The organism is Rosenbergiella metrosideri (assembly GCF_022602565.1).
Lineage (GTDB): Bacteria > Pseudomonadota > Gammaproteobacteria > Enterobacterales > Enterobacteriaceae > Rosenbergiella > Rosenbergiella metrosideri.
The window spans coordinates 231,337-251,962 of the sequence record NZ_JALBCV010000003.1 but is presented as its reverse complement, the minus strand read 5'-3'; the positions used below and the strand labels follow the sequence as shown (position 1 = coordinate 251,962).

Here is a 20,626-nt window from a genome sequence, read left to right as displayed (position 1 = left end):
TTATTTATATAGGCGTGAAGGTAGTGAGATGTGGATAGAAAAATATTTATATCTACATTTTGTTAAAGATCCTATTCTTAGATCATTTTATGATTTATATATTAATGAAAAAGTAGGTGATGAGGCGGGGGAGAGTAAATCCCCGAGCTATTTAGAAATATCCAATTTTATATCATCTTGTAAATTTAGTTCAATTGAGAATGGTAAAGTTTTAAGAGATAAATTGGTTGGTATCTATTTAACTGATTTTCAGCTTGGGTCACAGATACACAATAACTGTATAGCCTTACACCAGCTAGGTTTACCAATAATAAAATTAGATTTGTTATACAGGGGTGTTTGTGATTTGGAGAATATAATAAAAATAACCAATCAAATTTCCGAGGAACAACAGGATGATTTTTTCGAAATAATAACAAGTAGACCTTATGGAAAGAAATTCTTATATGGAATTAATAGAAGGGCATTTATTTACGGGCTTTTGTAATGAATAATAAATATATTAAGATAGGTTTTAAAGATTTCTTCTCTACAATAATGTCATATCAATTAGTTATGGTGTTAGGTGGTCAAGATATACGTCAACGATACAAGCGTTCACGTTTGGGGCCATTTTGGATAACAATCAGTATGGCCGTGATGATTACCACTATGGGAGTGGTATTTGCTAACTTATTTAAAACAGATATTAAAGAGTTTCTTCCTTTTTTAACTTTAGGACTAATTTTATGGTCATTTATAATAGGGGCGATTACCGAAGGATGTGATGCACTAATATCATCCGAGGGTATTATAAAGCAACTACCTATCCCGTTAGGTGTTCATATGATGAGAACACTTTGGAAAAATTTTATTATATTTTTACATAATATTGCAATTTTTCCTATTGTAATTATCTTGTTTTCTATAAAAATAAATATAAGTTCGCTGCTTGTGATACCTGGTATCATTATTCTTATAATGAATTTACTATGGATTATATTCCTTCTTGCAATTGTATGTGCTCGCTTCAGAGATATGACTCAAATAGTACTTAGCATAATGCAAGTGGTCTTTTACTTAACTCCAGTAATTTGGATGCCAAAACTACTTTCACACCATGTAGGTATAAAATTATTACAATTCAATCCTTTTTATCATTTAATTGAACTGGTTAGAGCTCCTCTCCTTGGCCAAGTGCCAACAATTACAACATACACATATACATTATCGATGGCTTTAATGGGATTATTATTATCGATCCTTGTTATCGGTAAATTAAAATATAAAGTTCCTTATTGGGTATAGATATGGCATTAATAAAGTTAGAAGGTGCGAGCTTAGATTTCCCTATATATGATGCTGCTTCTAGGTCTATCAAGAAAAATTTTATTGGATTTGCTACAGGCGGTAAGCTAGGCAGTAAAAATGGAAGGGCTGTAGTTACTGCTTTGAGTAATCTCGACATAGAGATTAATGATGGGGAGCGCGTTGGCCTTATCGGACATAATGGTTCTGGTAAAACAACGCTACTAAGGATGTTTAGTAAAGTTTATTACCCAACATCTGGTGATGCAAAAATAGTGGGTAGCATAGGTTCTTTAGTATCAATATCTTTAGGTATTAATCCTGAGTTCACCGGCCGAGAAAATATATATATACGCGGAGCGTTACTAGGGTTAAATAAAAAAGAAATAAGTAGCAAGATAGATGATATTATCTCTTTTACTGATCTAGGTGACTTTATTGATATGCCTGTAAGGACTTACTCTTCTGGAATGCAAATGAGGCTGGGTTTTAGTGTTTCAACAATATTTAAACCTCAAATATTAATAATGGACGAATGGCTATCAGTCGGAGATGAAGGTTTCAAAGATAAGGCTGAAAGGAGATTGTCTGAGATTATTAGTTCTACAAAAATACTTATATTAGCTAGTCATAGTTATGAACTTCTCTCAAAGAATTGCACTCGAATTATTTGGTTAGAACATGGGAAAGTAAAAATGGATGGAAGTCCTGAGCAAGTGCTTAGTCATTATTTTAAATGAAAAATTTATAGTATAAGTATTTTTTAAAGTACTGAGGACCTTAAGGACAGGTTAAAATCTTTTTAAGATGTAGTTTACTATCATATTTTACCTGATTTACTTATTTTGGTCCTCTATACCTAGGGGAAAATTTTAAATACACTCAATTCTTTTGATTAAGAAATATTCTTAATATAGTTATATCATTTTTTAATTGTTACGGTTTTATACTTTTAGTGATAAAATTTATCTTGTCCATTTATTTACTACTATATTGAGTCATCTTACTCCCCCCACCCAGCACACCAACAATCCACCACATACTAACAACGCTCCGATCCAAAAAATGCCACTTAATGGCTGGCTTAACCAAACACTTGAAATAAGTTCGAAATCACCGGGATAAAGTCGCTGAGGGCAGCGAGCAACCTAATATTGCCGTGCAAGATACCCGCATTCCACGCGGCGTAACCTAAGCCCATCGCGCAGGCGAGTAGACAGAGCGCCCCAATATTTGTCGAGGTAAAGTTTAGATAGGGAGGGCGCGTAAGTAGAAAACCCACTCCACAGGGCGATGGCGGTCAGCATAAAGTACAGGGTGGTACCGTTACAGCCGTTGGCAAGTCTTTTGATTAACACACAATATAGACTCTAGATTATCGTACTGGAGGAGCTAAGACCGTAGCGCAATGGATTCTCGCCTAGATTGGCTAGCATAGATTGCATAAATTACCTTGGCCCTACCCGAGGACTTGGCTAATCCCTAGCATGCTAATTGCTATGCCGAGGAGCATTAAGCATTTCGAACGCTGTCCATTGCGAAGTACCGCTAAAAGTAGGGTCATACCTGGCCATAGACTGTTGGTTAGACCAATCTGTATCGCTTAAATATTTGAAGTAGAGAAGCCAAGCGAAAGCGACAAGCAGATTTCGTAAGCAACGAAGAGCAGGGTACCTAAATATAGGTACACTTTTGGGAAAGCTTTCACTTTAGGTAAGCTGATAGTAAGTACTAACAATGTGCTGGAAGCAAAATAGAACAGTGCCGAGCCTCCGACTGGCCCGAAGTAAAACGTTACCTGACGTATAAGGCCTACGAGGGTACTCTAGAGTAAAATTGCAGAAATACCCAGTAATGTGGCACGTGATGAAGCCATGATTAATCCCTAGCCTACTCTCCATGAGTCTGTGTTTTACTCAGCCTATAGGAGAATGTACGTTAGTACTTGCTACTAACCAATAGTCAATCAGCGGCGAACTCATAAAGTTTTTGCACTGAATAGATCGAATGTTAGGTATAGTGGCTCATCCTCACACAACACGTTGAGCAGACTATGCAAGGCTCTTGTTTATGCGGTTTAATAAAATTTACCTTATCCTATAGCCCAACAACCTTCTATCGTTGCCATTGCTCCTTATGTCGTCGTCAAACAGGGACTGAATCTAATTTCGCAACGCTAGTGCATCATCGAGACTTTGCTTGGTCTACAGGCGAAGCGAGTATTCACTCTTGGAGGAAAGAGACCGGTTATCGTAATGACTTTTGTCAGCACTGCGGTAGCACGGTTCCTAATCCGTTAGCGCAGGTCCCATATTTCTGGGTACCTTTGGGGCTATTAGAAGGGATAGAGCAGTACCAGTGTGTGGCTGATTTTTGTCTACAATCCTCGGTATCACCCTCTTATCCACCTGCCATCCATTCTTACAGCACGCCAGTTCAATCGCTGGAGCAGCTACTTAAGGTGCTCCAGTTAGAATGATAGTTTGTAAGTATTTACTATCTATCTGAGTAGCGGCGAATAAAGTCAACTGAGCTATCGAAGACCTGCTGGCTCGCGCGATACTGCATGCTGAATTCAAAGTCATGGTTGAGTGGCTCAGGCCATTGTTTAGGATAGATATGTGCCTCAACAGGAACATTGAGTGCGGTTAAGCGTTCTATAAAGGGGCGTGATTGTCCTTGGGTCAGCAAATCATTATCGCTCGCGCTAATCCATACAGGAGGATAGTGGGTCGTCAGCCAAGGTGTTGCCGACATCGCATAAAGTTTTCTCAGGCTAGGTGGGGTTTCTCCGCTATAAGCGCCTAATACCTCTTGCATGATCCAGCGCGTCGTCCAAGGAAGCTTCTGGCCACTTTGATATAAACTCGCGATATCATAGACGCCACTGTGTAAGACTAAGCCTTTAAGCTGGTGAGGTTGGATAGCAGGGGTGATCGCCAGCTGCTGTTGTAACGTGGGGGAGTAAAGTAGAGCGGCATAGTTACTGACAATATTCGCACCGGCAGAGTCTCCGCTGAGAAAGAGGCGATTAAGGTCTAGTGGCCAATCGTGCAAGGTACTGAGTGCCTGTAAGGCTTGGTTAAGCTGTTTGAGTTGGGTGGGGAAGGCTTGGGTAGGTACCAGACTATACTCAACATTGACTACCGCAAATCCTTTGTCGGCTAAGAGCCTTGCATAGGCCAACATACTCTCTTTATTCCCCGCTACCCAGCCACCACCGTGCACTAACACGATGACTGGATAGTGTTGTCCGGGCCGGGTACTCGGGGTCACAATATCCATTCTTGAACTCGGTAACTCACCATAACGGTAATCGGCAGTGATCTTCAAGTCGTTCTTAACATTCTTATCTGCATAGGCAGCTAATGCTTGAACGTTCTTTTTCGTCGTTTCATTTTCCATCGCGCCATGCGTTAACGAAATGGCGAAAGATTGGCATCCCGAAATCATAAAGCTTATGGCTAATAACCCGAGTCCTTTAGAACCTAGTGCTATAAAAAGCGTTTTTTTCATGCTTTTACTCCCTGTTTGTATTCTAGATGTTAAATATTTAGTGGAACCATCATAAAAATTGTCAAAGAACTGTGCTATTAGTCATATTTTGTATAGATATTTTTTATTAATAAGCCATACTAACCAGCGTTATGAGAATTTCGTAAACAGTGGTTACATGTTGGCGGATTTTTCATCGCAGGTGAATGTGAAAAATCGGAGATTGGTGCGGCAAGCTTCATCCGACGTGAGTAATTAAAAATATAAATTTCCTGCTTTAGGGCGGTCTTATTGCTCCGATTTTTACATTTTAAAATAGCGGTTTATTTAAGGTAGATTTCGATGTCTAGGGAACGCAGAGGCTTACGTCTCATTACGTTATTATTCTCTCTCTTCTGCTGCTTATGGTTAGTCATTGGTGGCGGATACTTGTTGGCAATCGGTGGTAGCAGCTACTATTTGATTGCTGGCCTTGTCATGGCGCTTTTCACCGCGCAACTGGCTAAACGTAAAGGCGGCGCGTTTTTCGTCTACGCCTTAATCCTTATCGCGACCGCGATTTGGTCCTATGTTGAGTGTGGTATTGACTTCTGGGCACTAGCGCCACGCTTAGGTATCTGGACATTGTTCGGTATCTGGATGCTACTCCCGCCAGTTTATCGCCAAATTTCTCGTGCTGACGCAGGTAACACGCCACGTACTGCAATGGCAGTCGGTGTTATTGTTAACCTACTGATGGTCGGTGCGAGTTTTGTGGTCAAAGACCCGCAAGAAATCGATGGCACATTGCACGTTAATAACGAAGCGCTAGCGGCGCCAAGCGTTGCTGCGCAAGATTGGCCAGCCTATGCACGTACGCAAGACGGTGTACGTTACTCGCCATTGACTCAAATTAATGAGCAGAACGTCAAAGACCTACAAGTTGCTTGGACATACCGGACGGGTGACCTGCATCGTCCTGATGATCCAGGTGAGATCACTAACGAATCGACGCCGATTAAAGTCGGCAATATGCTCTATACCTGTACTGCCCACCAGATCCTTATTGCCTTGGATGCCGCGACGGGTAAAGAAAAATGGCGTTTTGATCCAAAAATCAAGTACGACTCGACTTTCCAGCACTTAACTTGCCGTGGTGTTTCATATCACGAAGTTTCGGCTACGCCTACCAACGGAAGCCAACCTGCTGCCTGTTCACGTCGTATCTTATTACCTGTAAACGATGGTCGTCTGTTTGCGGTGGATGCGGAAAACGGTCAGGTTTGTAAAGACTTCGCGAACAACGGCGAAATCGACTTACAACATAAACAACCTCACGCTTACCCAGGTGGCTATGAGCCAACCTCTCCGCCAATCGTCACCGATAAAGTGATTATCATAGCGGGTGCGGTAACCGATAACTTATCAACGAAAGAACCTTCAGGTGTCATTCGTGGATTTGATGTCAATACTGGGCAACTGCTTTGGGCCTTCGATCCAGGTGCTAAAGATCCTAACGCTATCCCTGCAGACGGTGAAAGCTACACGCCAAACTCACCGAACTCCTGGGCGCCATCTGCTTATGATGCAAAATTAGATATCGTTTACATCCCAATGGGTGTAAGTACTCCTGATATTTGGGGCGGTAACCGCACCCCAGATCAAGAGAAGTTTGCGACCGGTATTCTTGCACTACATGCTTCAACGGGTAAACTGGCTTGGTTCTACCAAACAGTTCACCACGATCTGTGGGATATGGATGTGCCGGCTCAGCCAACCTTAGCTGATATCAAAGATCAACAAGGTAATACTGTACCAGTCATCTATGCACCAGCGAAAACGGGTGATATCTTTGTTCTGAACCGTGTCACAGGAAAACCTGTCGTCCCTGCTAACGAACATCCAGTGCCACAAGGCGCTGCAGAAGGTGATCATGTGTCGCCAACCCAACCTTATTCTGAATTCAGCTACCGTCCAACGGCGCACCTGACAGATAAGAAAATGTGGGGTGCGACCATGTTCGACCAGATGATCTGTCGAATCATGTTCCACCGTCTGCGTTATGAAGGTCCGTTTACTCCTCCTTCTGTTCAAGGGACCTTAGTGTTCCCAGGTAACTTAGGGATGTTCGAGTGGGGCGGTATCTCCGTTAACACGGATAAACAGTTTGCTATTACTAACCCAATGCAACTGCCGTTTGTCTCTAAACTGATTCCTCGTGGTCCAAATAACCCAATGGAACCCGATGAGAACGGTGCTAAAGGGTCAGGCAGTGAAAAAGGGCTACAACACCAATACGGTGCTAAGTTTGGTGTAGAACTTAATCCGTTCCTGTCACCGTTTGGTCTGCCATGTATGGAACCTTCTTGGGGCTTCGTTTCTGCGGTGAATCTGCAAAACCACGAAATCATCTGGAAGAAACGCATCGGTACCATCCGCGATAGCTCACCGATTCCTTTACCGCTGAAAGTGGGTACGCCAATGTTGGGTGCACCAATTACTACAGCCGGTAACGTCTTCTTTATTGCCGCAACGTTAGATAACTACTTGCGTGCTTACAGCGTGCGTGACGGTAAATTGTTATGGCAAGCGCGTCTACCTGCTGGTGGACAAGCAACGCCATCGACGTATGAAGTGGACGGTAAGCAATATGTGGTAATTAATGCTGGTGGTCACGGTTCGTTTGGATCGACTATGGGCGATTACATCATTGCGTATAAACTTCCTGACGCAAAGTAATAGGTCGGCATCACCACGTAGCGGGTGATGTCTACTGATGATCAAAAGCCTCGAATAAAGCGATTTATTCGGGGTTTTTTTATGGAAAGTAATAAGCGATGAGTGGGTGAAGCCAAAAAGGTGAGGGGAAGCGTTACCTAATCAAAGCTAAGGTGTTACTTCCCCTACTCATTGGCAACGCTTAAAAATGGTTAGGAATGAAAATATCGGGGGATTGTTGGATCGCATAATTGAAGGCATCGGTAGCGATATTCGCCATAGATTGCCAATTTTGGAGGCTGAAATCGATTCCAAGAAGTCCTGTAACAAACCAGCATGAAGTGAAGAGCCCCAGTCCTGTGAAGACAGCACTCGCTGTTTTAAGGCTATTTTGTTGGCATTTAATTTTCATCACGCTTGCCATGTACATCAGTCCTGCACTTAGCAAGCCCCAACGCATAACAATCAAGCTCGTTGCGAGAGCGCTCATCGTCAATCCTCATAGTTGACCAAAAACAGTTACCCATTGTTAAGTAAACGAACAATGAGGAAGCATTTTAAAGTGTGATTTAGCTCACATTATAGACAAGAGAAGCTGAAATTTGAAGAGTATGTTAAATAAGTAGCATTTTTGGCTCGCCATTGTTAACGAGCCTTAGCAGATGAGGGGACAAATAGAGTGGATAATCACTAGGAGAGTGACCCAACATTACTGAATGTCCGTAGGGAACGGCAACGTTGAGAATGACGATAAGCCGTAGGGGTAAGGTCGAACTTACGACGAAATACGCGAGAGAAAGTCTGCTGTGATTCGTAACCGTATTGTAACGCAATATCAAAGACTGGGCGTTGGCTGGCGCATAAAGCTTCTGCTGCTTTGGCTAGGCGTCGGTCGCGGATGTAATCGCCGAGTGTTTGACGCGTCATTGCACGGAACATTCTTTGTAAGTGCCACTTGGAATATCCAGACTTAGCGGCAACTTCATCAATCGAAAGGTTATTCCCGAGATTTTGATCGATCCACTCGGTGAGTGAAATGATGATTTCTTTTTGCATCTGACGTCATTCCTCTGTTTAGTCATCACATAATGTGATCTCGAACAAGTTTTTAAAGTATAATTCCTCAAGTTAACTTGAGGTAAAGCTTAAAAATGAAAAAAGAACGATCTCAATTAAAATCAAGACTTTCCCCCGGAGAGGTCGCCAAGCGAAGCGGGGTTGCGGTTTCTGCGCTGCATTTTTACGAGTCAAAAGGACTTATTGCGAGCAGCCGTAATGCCGCTAACCAACGGCGCTATAGCCGCGACGTGCTGCGGCGGGTAGCGATTATTAAAATTGCCCAGCGTATTGGCTTACCCTTGGCAACCCTGAGCGAGCATCTGGCAAGTTATCCGCCGGATAAGCGTATTTCTGCTAATGAGTGGGAACAACTTACTGCGCAGTGGCGTGATGAGTTGGATAAACGCATCGAAACGCTTGTTCGATTACGGGATGACCTTAATGGTTGTATCGGTTGTGGGTGCCTCTCCATGCGTGATTGTCCGTTACGTAATGCCGACGACCATTTAGCCGAGCAAGGTAAAGGTGCGGTACTCTTGGAGCAAGACTCGCCCGATTCAGAGCTTTCAACTGGGGATTTGCCTAACAACCTGCTAGGCTCGACCAAGTCCTGACCTATAATAAGAAGAAATCGATAGATTCTTACTGATTCAGCACGTTTTTTTACGCTAGGTTAATGTTGTAGGGTGTATTTTAATTAAATGAGTGAGCCTGTTGCAGCCAATAGGTTTTGTTGTCTTCTGGAAAGGTTACAAGGAAAGCATGGAAATTTTCTTCACCATATTAATTATGACGCTGGTGGTGTCACTCTCCGGCGTTGCTGCGCGTATCATTCCCTTTCAAATCCCCTTACCACTTGTGCAAATTATTGCCGGTGCGTTACTAGGGTGGCCGAGTTTTGGACTACACGTCAATTTTGACCCTGAACTGTTCTTAGTACTTTTCATCCCACCTTTACTGTTCTCAGATGGTTGGAAGACACCGATCAATGAATTCCTGCATCATGGTCGGGAAATTATCGGCTTGGCGCTGGTGTTAGTACTGATTACTGTTGTGGGTATTGGCTATCTTATTCACTGGACCATACCGGGCGTACCGTTGATCCCGGCTTTTGCCTTAGCTGCTGTGCTGTCGCCAACAGATGCCGTTGCCCTGTCAGGTATCGTCGGCGAAGGGCGTATACCGAAAAAAATTATGTCAATCGTCCAAGGTGAAGCCTTGATGAACGATGCGTCGGGCTTGGTCTCTTTGAATTTCGCCATCGCGGTCGCGATGGGAACCATGGTATTTACCTGGTCAGGCGCTTCGCTGGAATTCTTAAAAGTCTCTCTGGGTGGCTTACTTGCCGGTGTGTTGATTTGTTGGCTGTATGGTAAATCGCTTCGCTTGTTCAGTCGTTGGAGTGGTGATGATCCGGCAACGCAAACTGTGTTGCTTATGTTACTTCCTTTTGCCTCTTATCTTATCGCTGAGCACCTTGGTACCTCAGGAATCTTAGCCGCTGTGGCCGCGGGGATGACCATAAGTCGTTCGGGGATTATTCGTCAAGCCCCACTGGCGATGCGTCTGCGTGCTAACAGTGTCTGGCAGATGCTTGAGTTTGTGTTTAACGGTATGGTGTTTTTAATGCTGGGTTTACAACTTCCAGGGATCCTACAGACTACTCTGACCGAGGCGGAAGTTGATAACAACGTTAATATTTGGATACTGTTATTCGCGGTAGCGATGATCTATCTGGCACTAATTGTAGTTCGTTTCGGCTGGTTATTGTTAATGCAGCGGATTAGTAAACGCTTACTTAAAAAGCGTCCAATGGAGTTCAGTAACTACTCTTTACGCGAGCTGCTTGTGGCGACCTTTGCAGGTGTTCGTGGTGCGGTAACCTTGGCGGGTGTGTTATCCATTCCTCTCTTTTTACCGAATGGCGAAAACTTTCCAGCACGCTACGAATTAGTCTTTCTAGCCACTGGAGTCATCCTCTTTTCGCTCTTGGCAGGCGTCGTTATCTTACCGTTATTACTTAAAGGTGTTTCTGGTATCGATAAAGGTGAAACGGGTAAAGAGCTGCGTAAGGCCCGATCTATCATGGCCAAATCCGGTATCGATAGCTTGTACAAAATGGAAGAAAGTTTGGCGAAAGATACTAACGAGAATATCGACCCAGAAGTTTTGAAAGAGGTCAGCTCTCGCGTTATTGGGCAGTTACGTCGTCGGCTTGATGATAAGGACGATGTTGAACAAGCCATGTTTATGGAGAATCTTGAAAGACGGTTACGGCTCAATGCATTACGTGCCGAACGCGCTGAGGTTTACCACTTACGGGCGACTAAGGAGATCTCTGATGAATCAATGCGAAAACTCCTTCGTGATTTAGATCTGCTCGAAGCTCTGCTTATCGAAAAAGAAGAGTAACCGCTGGCCCCGTCCTATAAGGATGGGGCACTCCCCCAAGCATCGGTCGATGATTTTTATTCATTTCACTGCCGCCGATCCTCGCTATATACTGACTTTTTATTGAGACACTAACAAGGCTCTCGTATGTCCACTTTATGGAGGCGCTTACGCCAGAAGTTGGTAACCGATTCCCTCTGGCAAATCCCGCTGCAACTCTGTATCTATATCGGGTTATACCTCTTAGCCGGCTTACTGGTTAATCTTTTCCATCTTCCTTTGCCGGCAAATATTATTGGCTTAGGTATACTCCTGCTGCTCATTATCTTGCGGATCGTGCCGGTAAAGTGGATCCGGGCAGGCGGTAACTGGCTGTTAGCTGAAATGCTGCTTTTCTTTGTTCCAGCCGTCGTGGCGGTGGTCAACTATGGCCCATTACTGCGCAGTGAAGGATGGAAAATTTTGGCAGTAATAGGGTTGAGTACCATAATGGTATTGGCCGCAACTGGCTTTGTGGTGGAACGAGTGTTTCGTTACGAGATGGCAAAGGCACAACGTAAATTAGGAGCGAATGATAAGTAATATGTTTACCAATCTTAGCTGCTTAGTGTTGACTGTTGTTATCTACTACCTTAACAAACGTCTTTACCAGCGTTGGCGCTTACTACTCCTGATGCCCTTGGTATTTACGCCCTTGGTGTTGATTATTTTGCTACTGACCACGCATATCTCTTGGCAAAACTATATCGGCGACAACCACTGGTTAATCTGGTTATTAGGTCCAGCAACTCTGGCGTTTGCGATTCCAGTTTATGAGAACCTCGGTTTGATACGGCGGCATTGGATGTCACTCGGCGCCGGTGTATTAACCGCAGTCGTGGTCGCAGTATTGAGCTCTGTCTGGCTCGCTCGTCTTTTTTCATTACCTGAAATGGTGGAGCGCAGTTTAGCGGTTCGATCCATCACTACCCCTTTTGCGTTGGCGGCGGCAAAACAGGTTGGTGGCCAACCTGATCTCGTCGCGTTATTCGTCGTGATTACGGGGGTTTTTGGTATGGCTATCGGTGATTTTCTCTTTCTGCGTTTGATGATTAAACAAAGTATTTCGAAAGGGGCTAGCTTGGGGGCGGCTTCCCATGGAGCGGGTACGGCCAAAGCCTATCAATTGGGGCCAGAAGAAGGGGTAGTCTCGAGTTTAGTGATGATGCTTGCGGGGATTGTGACGATACTGTTAGCCCCCTTTATTCGCTTACTCTTCTAAAAAGCGGGTCACTGCATGGCAGTGACCCTTGAGGTTTAAGGTTGCTGAATAGTCTGCTTTTCTTCTAATAACTTCTCGACCACACCGGGGTCGGCCAATGTCGACGTGTCACCTAAGTTAGTGGTATCACCTACCGCAATTTTACGTAGGATACGACGCATGATCTTGCCGGAACGCGTTTTAGGGAGCATCTCTGCCCAGTGCAGTACGTCCGGGGTTGCAATCGGGCCTATTTCTTTACGTACCCACTGGCGAACCTCATTGTAGAGTTCGCTGGTCGGCTCTTCACCACTGTTCAGGGTGACATAAGCGTAAATCGCTTGGCCCTTAATGGAGTGCGGAATACCGACGACGGCTGCCTCGGCGACCTTAGGATGCGAGACTAATGCGGATTCGATTTCGGCGGTCCCTAAACGGTGGCCAGAAACGTTTAACACATCATCTACCCGACCGGTGATCCAGTAATAGCCATCTTCGTCACGACGCGCGCCATCACCACTGAAATAAGTGTTTTGGAAGGTGGAGAAGTAGGTTTGTTCAAAACGTTGGTGATCGCCAAATAGTGTCCGCGCTTGGCCTGGCCATGAGTCGGTGATCACCAGGTTACCTTCGCAAACCCCTTCTTGAATAACGCCTTCATTATCCACCAAGGCTGGCTTGACGCCAAAGAAAGGACGGGTTGCCGAACCGGGTTTCAGCGGTGTAGCGCCTGGTAATGGGGCAATCATAAAACCACCGGTTTCGGTTTGCCACCAAGTGTCGACGATAGGGCAGCGACTATTCCCCATCTTGGTGAAAAACCACTCCCAAGCTTCAGGGTTAATCGGCTCACCGACCGATCCCAGTACCCGCAGTGACCCACGGTTAGTACCTTGAATCGCTTTATCGCCTTCTGCCATCAAGGCTCGTATCGCGGTAGGGGCGGTATACAGAATGCTGACTTGATATTTATCGACCACTTCTGCCATCCGCGAAGCGGTTGGCCAGTTAGGCACCCCTTCAAACAGTAAAGTGGTTGCGCCGCACGCCAGCGGCCCGTAAAGCAAATAGCTGTGTCCGGTAATCCAACCGACATCCGCGGTGCACCAGTAAATATCGTCTGGCTGGTAGTCGAAGACATATTTAAAGGTTGTTGCAGCGTAAACTAAATAGCCACCTGTCGTGTGCAACACCCCTTTCGGCTGCCCGGTAGACCCCGAAGTATAAAGTATAAATAAAGGATCTTCTGCATTCATCGCCACCGGCTGGTGTTCAGTCGGGGCATCGGCCATTAGTTCATGCCACCAACAATCGCGGGGCGCATGCCAACTCGGCGACTGGCCGGTACGCGAATAGACAATAACGTTTTTCACGCTGGTTACGGCAGGGTTAGCTAAAGCATCATCGACATTCTTCTTCAATGGGATAGGGCGTCCTGCGCGAAGACCCTGATCAGCGGTGATCACTAATTTTGCTTGGCTATCAATAATCCGACCCGCTACCGCATCCGGCGAGAATCCGCCAAAGATAACGGAATGGATGGCACCAATACGTGCACAGGCCAACATAGCGACCGCTGTTTCGGGGACCATAGGCATATAGAGTGCGACCACGTCTTGAGGTTTAATCCCCATTGATGTCAGGACATTGGCAAACTGACAGACTTGTTGGTGTAATTCACGGTAGGTTAGGGTTCGACTTTCGCTACCATCATCGCTTTCCCAGATAATCGCCGGCTTATCGCCACGTTGCGCCAGATGTCGGTCTAAACAGTTGGCAGCGAGGTTAAGCTGACCATCCTCGAACCAACGAATATCGATATTACCTGGCTCGAAATGCGTATTTTTTACGCGGGTAAAAGGGGTGATCCAATCAATGATCTGTGCGTGTTCCTGCCAGAACGCAGTGGGATCGTCCACCGATTGTTGATAGAGCTTGGCGTACTGATCTTCGTTGATAAGTGTATTGGCAGCAATGGCATCCATGATCGAGTGAGTAATGGGTTGGCTCATGACAGGTCTCCTTTTTTGTTAATTTTATGTGAAAATATGCATGATAAAAGACCAAGCCGGTGATTTGTTTGGGATATGTGCCAGAGATCACGGGATTGCATCGTTATTTACCGATACGTTGATTTTATCGGTATTGTCGACCATTCTGGCAAAATCGACCGAAAATGCCTAGCGACGGACAGGATCAAAAAAATTTTTTTTCAAAACGTGCGCATTTAACTCAGCGGAATTTATTCTTTTAGAAGATAGGGTTATAAAAAACTGTCATCTATATACGATAATGGATTATCAAAAGAGAATTATCCGATGTTTATCAAAGCTTGCACTCGGCAGAGAGAAAATGGTAATTAATAGCACACAAAATCGCAGGAGGCGGTTTTAGCACACAAACATCAAAGACTTGGCCGTTTTATTTTTGGCATTTTTATTTCTGCGTACTTCTCTTGTCACTGAAGAGTGAAAGGCAGTTTGACTGAGGAAACCACTATTCTATGAAAGGCTTCAAAATCACTCTTGCTTGGCAAATCCTAATTGCACTGATTTTAGGGATTGTTGCCGGAAGCATCCTCCACAATGCACCAGATAGCCGCGACTGGCTGGTGGTCAATGTGTTAAAACCTGCGGGTGACATCTTTATTCATTTGATCAAAATGATTGTGATCCCGATCGTTGTTTCATCACTTATCGTCGGGATTGCCGGGGTCGGTGATGCGAAAAAATTAGGGCGTATTGGCCTTAAAACCATTATCTATTTTGAAGTGATCACCACCATTGCTATCGTGGTTGGCCTGACATTAGCCAATGTGTTCCATCCAGGAACCGGCATTGATATGTCTGCGTTAACCACGACGGATATATCAAAATACGAAGCTACGACGCAACAAGTGCAGAACGGGCCTCATAGCTTAGTGACCACTATCCTGTCGATCATCCCGCAAAATATTTTTGTCTCTTTTGCGAATGGTGACATGCTAGCGATTATCTTCTTCTCGGTATTATTTGGATTAGGCTTATCGTCGCTACCGGCAGAACACCGCGATCCGCTGGTCTCTGTTTTCCGTTCGGTCTCTGAAACCATGTTTAAAGTCACTAATATGATCATGCGTTATGCGCCAGTCGGTGTGTTTGCGCTGTTGACCGTGACCGTGGCTAACTTTGGTTTTGCATCGCTTTATCCGCTCGCGAAGTTAGTTGGACTGGTGTATGCCGCCATTTTATTGTTTGCCTTTGTTATCTTGGGCGGTGTTGCGAAGTTTTGCAGTCTGAATATTTGGACACTGATGCGCATATTAAAAGATGAGCTTATTCTGTCCTATTCAACCTCGAGCTCAGAGACTGTGTTGCCTCGGATCATGGAAAAGATGGAAGCCTATGGCGCGCCGAAATCAATCACCAGCTTCGTTGTTCCGACCGGTTATTCCTTTAACTTAGACGGTTCGACGCTTTATCAAAGTATTGCGGCAATCTTTATTGCCCAACTTTATGGTATTGAGCTTTCCTTGACCCATCAGATTATTTTAGTTCTTACCTTAATGGTGACCTCGAAAGGTATCGCCGGTGTACCAGGCGTCTCTTTCGTGGTGTTATTAGCCACACTGGGTAGCGTAGGCATCCCGTTAGAAGGCTTAGCCTTTATCGCTGGGGTTGACCGTATTATGGATATGGCACGTACGGCATTGAATGTGGTCGGTAATGCCTTAGCCGTCTTGGTCATCTCTTGCTGGGAAAAACAGTTTGATGTGAATAAAGCGCGGGCATACGAACAGCAAATGCTGGGGACGTCGCGCGCTAAATAACAGACGATTGATTACTGATCGATCGGGAGTGCATGATAGGGTTAATCCCCTTCATCACTCCCGTTTTTTTTGTGCAAAATAAGGCTTGATTATGTCCCTTAATCTCCATCATCTCGTGACCGAAGGTCGCAATACTGCAAGTGAAAATATCGACCAGTTATCGACTGCCGAAATGCTCAAGGTCATTAACGACGAAGATAAAAAAATTGCCTTCGCGGTTGAGGCGATTTTGCCTGAAATCACCCAGGCCGTAGACGCGATTACCGCGGCTTTTGCTCGAGGTGGGCGCTTAATTTATAGTGGTGCGGGCACTTCGGGACGTTTAGGTATTTTGGATGCTAGTGAGTGTCCACCAACGTTTGGGACTTCCCCTGAGCAAGTCATTGGATTGATTGCTGGCGGGCATAAGGCAATTTTACAAGCGGTTGAGAATGCCGAAGATGATGCAGAGCAAGGGGCTAAAGACTTACAGGCCATTAACTTTACAGCACAAGATATTTTAGTCGGCATTGCCGCCAGCGGCCGCACACCTTATGTTTTGGGGGCGTTATCTTGGGCAAAACAGCGTGGAGCGGTCACCATCGCCATTAGCTGTAATGCGCAAAGCCCTATGGCGGAGTGTGCAGAGATCGCGCTTAGCGCGGTGGTAGGGCCTGAAGTGGTGACTGGATCGTCTCGGTTGAAGGCTGGGACTGCACAAAAAATGATTCTGAATATGTTGACGACGGGGTCGATGATCCGCAGTGGAAAGGTATTTGGCAATTTAATGGTCGATGTGGAAGCTACTAATCAGAAGCTCGTTCAACGGCAAAAAAATATCGTGATCGAAGCCACTGGCTGTGGGGCGGAAGAGGCGGGAGCTGCTCTTGTGGCCTGTAACGGACAGTGTAAAACCGCGATACTGATGATCTTGGCAGAATTAACGGCAGAGCAGGCACAAGCCCGCTTAGTTGAGCATAAAGGCTTTATCCGTTCCGCGTTACTCGCGTCCGCTAACAAATAACGAAATGATTATATTTATCATTTGAAAAATCTATTACACTCTTAGCGTTTCTCAACATGATAAGCGCTAAGGGCTCTGTTGGTGACCCAAAGCGCAATGACAGAGGTAATGACTATGCAACGCAATTCTCTTTTCCGTCCATTATTGCTGGTAACAGCGCTCTTCTCTGCGGGAGCATTTGCTGAGGAAGCACAAACACTCACTCAGCCTGTTTCCAAAGGGATTTACGAGCTGGCTTATGGTCAATCTTCACCGCAGTTGTATGTAGCCAGTGCAGGCAGCCGACAAGAAACCGGCGGTGCGGTATATGTACTTAACCCGCAAAGCTTGAAGACCGAACAAGTGATCAAAGAGCCACTTAAACCCTTTGGCGTTGCCATCGATAATACCCAACATATCCTCTATACCGGTAATACGCGCGATGGCTCGATTACCGCGATTGACTTAAAAACGCATAAAATTATCGCTCAACAAGTAGTTGAAACGCGTCAACGTACCGAGTCTTTCCGACCGCCACAAATTCGTGAGATTACGGTCGATCCAACCACCCATCAAGTCTATGCGACGGGTGTAGGGGCTGAGAGTGTGGTGTGGGTACTCGACGGTAAATCACTGAAAGTGATCAAAACCATCACCGGCGTGGGTAAAATGGCGACAGGTCTGGCTATTGATGCCTCTCAGCATGCGCTATACCTCTCCAATGCCGATGCAGAATGGATCAAGATCGATACGCAAAATAATAGTATTGTAAAACGGACGAAGCTGGATTTACCGGGCGATCATATGCTGTTAAATGTCAGTTTGGATACAGCAGGTCATCGTGCATTTATTGCGGATTTCAAACAGCCGCAGGTTGTGGTCATTGATACCCAAACGAATAAAGTCTTAACCAGCATTAAGGTTCCCGAATCTTTGGGTGTTCTATTCAATGCACAGCGCCAAGAGCTGTATGTGACGCACCGTAAAGCCGGAACCGTCAGCATTGTCGATACGAAAACCTATCAGGTTAAACGCACCGTTAAAACGGACGGCATGCCAAATAGCTTAGCGCTGTCCGACAAGGGCGATGTCCTGTATGTCACGGTTAAGCAACCCTCTTCTCGTGAGAAAGAAGCCACGCAGCCAGATACTGTCTTGCGCATCACGTTGTAATAAAAAAGGCCTCATCAAGAGGCCTTTTTTGCGTTATCCCTCTTTAAATAAGAGGGATAATTTCCCGCCTGGTTCGGCTAATTTGTTTAGCTTCTTCTCATTAACGGTTTGACGTTGTCCTAACTGCGATAAGGTCGGAGAGTCTACTTTATCGGTTGAATGCTGACCCCCTGGCGCGGCGACTAAGCGTGCCGCGGCTTGCTGTAAATAAGCCATATAGCCAGTTTTGGTCGATAGTTGCTGAGTGTTGACAGGTTGCTGCGAGCGGAGCCAGCTACCTAGGTAGAACTCTAAGAATGGTGGTGCTTGATCGGGTTTATCATAGGCGATGCCCCGTAGAAAATAGACAATCGAGCGATAAGGATCGTCTTGCATGGCCTGTAAACCAACCTGTTGAGGTAACTGAGTAGCAGCCACCGGTTTTCCTTGTGGGTCTTCAAGCCAAGTCAAATGCTGTTGTTGCATCGTACTCCAGAAGCGGTCCATCGACGCTAGATGACTGAAGTCATTGGTAATACGGACTACAAATGGAAAATCCTGATTATTAGCGAGCGCTCTAAAGGTCGATACTGTGTGGTGGCCATCGGTCAGGTAGATATGATGGTCCGGTGCAATGACGGCACTTTTTACATCCTCTGCGTCCGTGCCGGGAGCCGCAAGGCAGCTAAAGCTAGTCGGTTGTGCGAGGGATGATTGGCTATCAAAGGTCTTAACACCTTTTGCTCCAATATTTTCACAGAATTCGTCGAATAATGCTTTGTGATCGTTCTGTAATTTGGCGACTTTATAATTCACTTCATCGTCACCAATTGCCGGTTGTGTGGGGCGAATCTGACTGACGTTAAGGGTTTTCACCGTCTGGGCATAAGAGAAGGGACTACACGAGAAGCCCACTGTGATTAATGAAGCAAGTAGAGCCGGGGTAACGCGTTTCATTATCTTCTTCCTTATAAGGGGACAAAAAAAGGTGAGTTACCTCACCTTTCCTTTATCATTCACGTGTCTGAGGCATCATTGATCAAGTCACGGTGGGACTTATCCTTAAGGATCATCTCAAAACTATGAAGACGCTTATAAATTGACATCAATTCGACTAACGTAGACCATGAATTGATCAAGTATTGGAATGATGAGCGTACTTGGTCGAACACGTTAGAGATTTGGTTCATTAACCCTAAGGTGATCGTTCCCGCGACAATAGCGGGGAAGAGCACAAATAAGCCAAAGATATTATCGACTTGTAGATACAAAATACGGGTAATGTTGAAGTAGAGATAATGGAAGTAGAGACGAAAGTAGTTATAGCGCACTTGGTTATAGAGCGCTTTCACCGTCGGAGGCGTAGCCCGACTAACATCATCCTCGCCATACACTAACTCTTTACGATAGGCTGCCTCTACCCGTTGGTTTTTAAAGGAGAGTCCAGGCAGTTTTATTCCAACAACCGCTAATAAAGCCGTCCCAAAAAGCGACCATACAATGGCAATGATCACCAATGCATAGGGAATATCGCCGATAATCGGTACAGATTTTACGTGTACGGAAAGCTGTGCCAAGATCGGTAGGAATGCTATCAACGTCATAATCGCCTGCAGTAAGCTCACGCCCCAACTTTCCAAGGTATCCGCGAAGCGCATCGTGTCTTCTTGTACCCGCTGAGAGGCCCCCTCGACATGGCGTAACTGTCCCCAATTCGCCATAAAAAAGTTGTTCATTGCGGTACGCCAGCGAAATACCCAGTGGCTGACGAAGAAGTTATTTAATACACCGACCACGACGGCGACTAATGCAATACCAAGAAATGCATAGATTTGCTGATAAAAATCCTCAATTTTCACCGATCCTGCTTTACCCAGCGCTTTTTGGATAAGATCCCCAAAGGGAGCATACCAAGCATTTATCGCAACACCGACTTGAACACTAAACCAGGTTGAAAAAATAATGAGGGCCAATCCCCAAACGGACCAGCGTTGCCAAGGATGATTATCGATTATTCGCCACATAGCGGCGAAGATCGTGACCGCGGCCCAGAAATAGAGATAGAACCAGAGGTAACTGAGTTGCCAGAATCGCGCAATAGTTGTGGGTAACGGAGCCAGAAAAGCCTTGGCGAGTGACGGAAAATGGGCTGGTAACTGTACGGCGACACCGAACCAAAAAAGGACCACGACCAAACTCCATACGGCTGCGCTAGTGAAAAAGAGCAGTGGACGTGGGAAATAACACTTAAACATGATAACTCCCTGAAAATTTACTCCTGTGGTGACTATACTAGTTTAACCGACGGGAGAAGGATCTTACTGGCGATTAAAAAACATATTGTGATGACAAGATGTTAAATGTCGTCACAAAAAATAAGTAGATATGATTTTTGATGTTACTCAACTGTGTTACAATTGGATTGTTACCGGTAACCACCTTATAAAAATACGACAGCGTTACCGAACAACACTGTCAGGCTATCTTTCAATTTTTCATGCTGCATTATTTGCAG

General features: G+C 45.2%; 18 protein-coding genes and 1 pseudogene. 13 read left to right on the top strand and 6 right to left on the bottom strand.

Annotated features, from left to right (window positions below; all coding sequences use genetic code 11):
* The 4 genes and pseudogenes from MKR94_RS05650 to MKR94_RS05635 form a co-directional block, all read left to right on the top strand.
* Positions 1 to 487: pseudogene (locus MKR94_RS05650) on the top strand (rhamnan synthesis F family protein); the annotation flags it as partial.
* Positions 487 to 1,287 (top strand): ABC transporter permease, encoded by an 801-nt coding sequence (locus tag MKR94_RS05645; RefSeq protein WP_241646000.1) that lies wholly within the window; start codon positions 487 to 489, stop codon positions 1,285 to 1,287. The pseudogene MKR94_RS05650 and the gene MKR94_RS05645, both read left to right, overlap by 1 nt.
* A gap of 2 nt (positions 1,288 to 1,289) precedes the next feature.
* Positions 1,290 to 2,027, top strand: coding sequence for an ABC transporter ATP-binding protein (locus MKR94_RS05640; RefSeq protein ID WP_241645998.1), 738 nt, complete (start codon positions 1,290 to 1,292; stop codon positions 2,025 to 2,027).
* A gap of 1,313 nt (positions 2,028 to 3,340) precedes the next feature.
* Positions 3,341 to 3,766 (top strand): GFA family protein, encoded by a 426-nt coding sequence (locus MKR94_RS05635; protein ID WP_241645996.1) that lies wholly within the window; start codon positions 3,341 to 3,343, stop codon positions 3,764 to 3,766.
* A gap of 17 nt (positions 3,767 to 3,783) precedes the next feature.
* On the opposite strand, the gene MKR94_RS05630 is transcribed toward MKR94_RS05635, so the two are convergent.
* A complete protein-coding gene (locus MKR94_RS05630; RefSeq protein WP_241645994.1) occupies positions 3,784 to 4,803 on the bottom strand; it encodes an alpha/beta hydrolase in 1,020 nt (339 codons plus the stop codon).
* Positions 4,804 to 5,124: 321 nt separating this feature from the next.
* Here MKR94_RS05630 and MKR94_RS05625 point away from each other — a divergent pair, with 321 nt between their 5' ends.
* A complete protein-coding gene (locus MKR94_RS05625) occupies positions 5,125 to 7,500 on the top strand; it encodes a glucose/quinate/shikimate family membrane-bound PQQ-dependent dehydrogenase (RefSeq protein ID WP_241645992.1) in 2,376 nt (791 codons plus the stop codon).
* 181 nt (positions 7,501 to 7,681) lie between these two features.
* Here MKR94_RS05625 and MKR94_RS05620 read toward each other — a convergent pair whose 3' ends face one another.
* Both MKR94_RS05620 and soxS read right to left on the bottom strand, forming a co-directional pair.
* Positions 7,682 to 7,969, bottom strand: coding sequence for a YjcB family protein (locus MKR94_RS05620; RefSeq protein ID WP_241645990.1), 288 nt, complete (start codon positions 7,967 to 7,969; stop codon positions 7,682 to 7,684).
* Between the two features lie 200 nt (positions 7,970 to 8,169).
* Complete coding sequence (gene soxS, locus MKR94_RS05615) at positions 8,170 to 8,535, bottom strand: superoxide response transcriptional regulator SoxS (RefSeq protein WP_241606123.1); 366 nt, start codon at positions 8,533 to 8,535, stop codon at positions 8,170 to 8,172.
* Between the two features lie 95 nt (positions 8,536 to 8,630).
* On the opposite strand from soxS, the gene soxR reads away from it, so the two are divergent.
* The 4 genes from soxR (at position 8,631) to MKR94_RS05595 (ending at position 12,190) form a co-directional block, all read left to right on the top strand.
* Positions 8,631 to 9,152 carry a redox-sensitive transcriptional activator SoxR gene (gene soxR, locus MKR94_RS05610; RefSeq protein WP_241645989.1) on the top strand — a complete coding sequence of 174 codons (522 nt, stop codon included), beginning with the start codon at positions 8,631 to 8,633 and terminating at the stop codon, positions 9,150 to 9,152.
* 148 nt (positions 9,153 to 9,300) lie between these two features.
* Positions 9,301 to 10,950, top strand: a complete 1,650-nt coding sequence (locus MKR94_RS05605) for a Na+/H+ antiporter (RefSeq protein WP_241645988.1) — start codon at positions 9,301 to 9,303, stop codon at positions 10,948 to 10,950.
* Positions 10,951 to 11,076: 126 nt separating this feature from the next.
* A complete protein-coding gene (locus MKR94_RS05600; protein WP_241645986.1) occupies positions 11,077 to 11,511 on the top strand; it encodes a CidA/LrgA family protein in 435 nt (144 codons plus the stop codon).
* Entirely contained in the window at positions 11,501 to 12,190 is a 690-nt protein-coding gene (locus MKR94_RS05595) for an LrgB family protein (protein WP_277755607.1), read from the top strand. The genes MKR94_RS05600 and MKR94_RS05595 overlap by 11 nt, the downstream gene beginning before the upstream one ends.
* 35 nt (positions 12,191 to 12,225) lie before the next feature.
* Here the strand turns inward: MKR94_RS05595 and acs are convergent, their stop codons facing one another.
* Positions 12,226 to 14,181, bottom strand: coding sequence for an acetate--CoA ligase (gene acs, locus MKR94_RS05590; protein ID WP_241645984.1), 1,956 nt, complete (start codon positions 14,179 to 14,181; stop codon positions 12,226 to 12,228).
* Positions 14,182 to 14,221: 40 nt separating this feature from the next.
* Here acs and MKR94_RS16965 point away from each other — a divergent pair, with 40 nt between their 5' ends.
* The 4 genes from MKR94_RS16965 to yncE all read left to right on the top strand — a co-directional run bounded on the left by MKR94_RS16965 (position 14,222) and on the right by yncE (position 18,132).
* Positions 14,222 to 14,353: a hypothetical protein gene (locus tag MKR94_RS16965; protein WP_277755606.1), complete on the top strand. Its 132-nt coding sequence runs from the start codon at positions 14,222 to 14,224 to the stop codon at positions 14,351 to 14,353.
* A gap of 319 nt (positions 14,354 to 14,672) precedes the next feature.
* The gene (gene gltP, locus MKR94_RS05585; protein ID WP_241645983.1) at positions 14,673 to 15,977 is read left to right on the top strand and encodes a glutamate/aspartate:proton symporter GltP; all 1,305 of its coding nucleotides are present in this window, start codon (positions 14,673 to 14,675) and stop codon (positions 15,975 to 15,977) included.
* A 91-nt stretch (positions 15,978 to 16,068) separates the two neighbouring features.
* Positions 16,069 to 16,980 carry an N-acetylmuramic acid 6-phosphate etherase gene (gene murQ / locus MKR94_RS05580; RefSeq protein ID WP_241645980.1) on the top strand — a complete coding sequence of 304 codons (912 nt, stop codon included), beginning with the start codon at positions 16,069 to 16,071 and terminating at the stop codon, positions 16,978 to 16,980.
* Positions 16,981 to 17,088: 108 nt separating this feature from the next.
* On the top strand, positions 17,089 to 18,132 hold the full coding sequence (gene yncE / locus MKR94_RS05575; protein ID WP_241646017.1) for a 7-bladed beta-propeller protein YncE: 1,044 nt from the start codon (positions 17,089 to 17,091) through the stop codon (positions 18,130 to 18,132).
* 33 nt (positions 18,133 to 18,165) lie between these two features.
* On the opposite strand, the gene MKR94_RS05570 is transcribed toward yncE, so the two are convergent.
* Both MKR94_RS05570 and sbmA read right to left on the bottom strand, forming a co-directional pair.
* A complete protein-coding gene (locus MKR94_RS05570) occupies positions 18,166 to 19,068 on the bottom strand; it encodes a ParB/Srx family N-terminal domain-containing protein (protein ID WP_241645979.1) in 903 nt (300 codons plus the stop codon).
* Between the two features lie 59 nt (positions 19,069 to 19,127).
* On the bottom strand, positions 19,128 to 20,366 hold the full coding sequence (gene sbmA, locus MKR94_RS05565; protein WP_241645978.1) for a peptide antibiotic transporter SbmA: 1,239 nt from the start codon (positions 20,364 to 20,366) through the stop codon (positions 19,128 to 19,130).
* Between the last annotated feature and the right edge of the window lie 260 nt (positions 20,367 to 20,626).

Coding starts and splice junctions, on each gene's coding strand:
- MKR94_RS05645 (WP_241646000.1), top strand. CDS start 487: ATGAATAATAAATATATTAAGATAGGTTTTAAAGATTTCTTCTCTACA.
- MKR94_RS05640 (WP_241645998.1), top strand. CDS start 1,290: ATGGCATTAATAAAGTTAGAAGGTGCGAGCTTAGATTTCCCTATATAT.
- MKR94_RS05635 (WP_241645996.1), top strand. CDS start 3,341: ATGCAAGGCTCTTGTTTATGCGGTTTAATAAAATTTACCTTATCCTAT.
- MKR94_RS05630 (WP_241645994.1), bottom strand. CDS start 4,803: ATGAAAAAAACGCTTTTTATAGCACTAGGTTCTAAAGGACTCGGGTTA.
- MKR94_RS05625 (WP_241645992.1), top strand. CDS start 5,125: ATGTCTAGGGAACGCAGAGGCTTACGTCTCATTACGTTATTATTCTCT.
- MKR94_RS05620 (WP_241645990.1), bottom strand. CDS start 7,969: ATGAGCGCTCTCGCAACGAGCTTGATTGTTATGCGTTGGGGCTTGCTA.
- soxS (WP_241606123.1), bottom strand. CDS start 8,535: ATGCAAAAAGAAATCATCATTTCACTCACCGAGTGGATCGATCAAAAT.
- soxR (WP_241645989.1), top strand. CDS start 8,631: ATGAAAAAAGAACGATCTCAATTAAAATCAAGACTTTCCCCCGGAGAG.
- MKR94_RS05605 (WP_241645988.1), top strand. CDS start 9,301: ATGGAAATTTTCTTCACCATATTAATTATGACGCTGGTGGTGTCACTC.
- MKR94_RS05600 (WP_241645986.1), top strand. CDS start 11,077: ATGTCCACTTTATGGAGGCGCTTACGCCAGAAGTTGGTAACCGATTCC.
- MKR94_RS05595 (WP_277755607.1), top strand. CDS start 11,501: ATGATAAGTAATATGTTTACCAATCTTAGCTGCTTAGTGTTGACTGTT.
- acs (WP_241645984.1), bottom strand. CDS start 14,181: ATGAGCCAACCCATTACTCACTCGATCATGGATGCCATTGCTGCCAAT.
- MKR94_RS16965 (WP_277755606.1), top strand. CDS start 14,222: ATGATAAAAGACCAAGCCGGTGATTTGTTTGGGATATGTGCCAGAGAT.
- gltP (WP_241645983.1), top strand. CDS start 14,673: ATGAAAGGCTTCAAAATCACTCTTGCTTGGCAAATCCTAATTGCACTG.
- murQ (WP_241645980.1), top strand. CDS start 16,069: ATGTCCCTTAATCTCCATCATCTCGTGACCGAAGGTCGCAATACTGCA.
- yncE (WP_241646017.1), top strand. CDS start 17,089: ATGACTATGCAACGCAATTCTCTTTTCCGTCCATTATTGCTGGTAACA.
- MKR94_RS05570 (WP_241645979.1), bottom strand. CDS start 19,068: ATGAAACGCGTTACCCCGGCTCTACTTGCTTCATTAATCACAGTGGGC.
- sbmA (WP_241645978.1), bottom strand. CDS start 20,366: ATGTTTAAGTGTTATTTCCCACGTCCACTGCTCTTTTTCACTAGCGCA.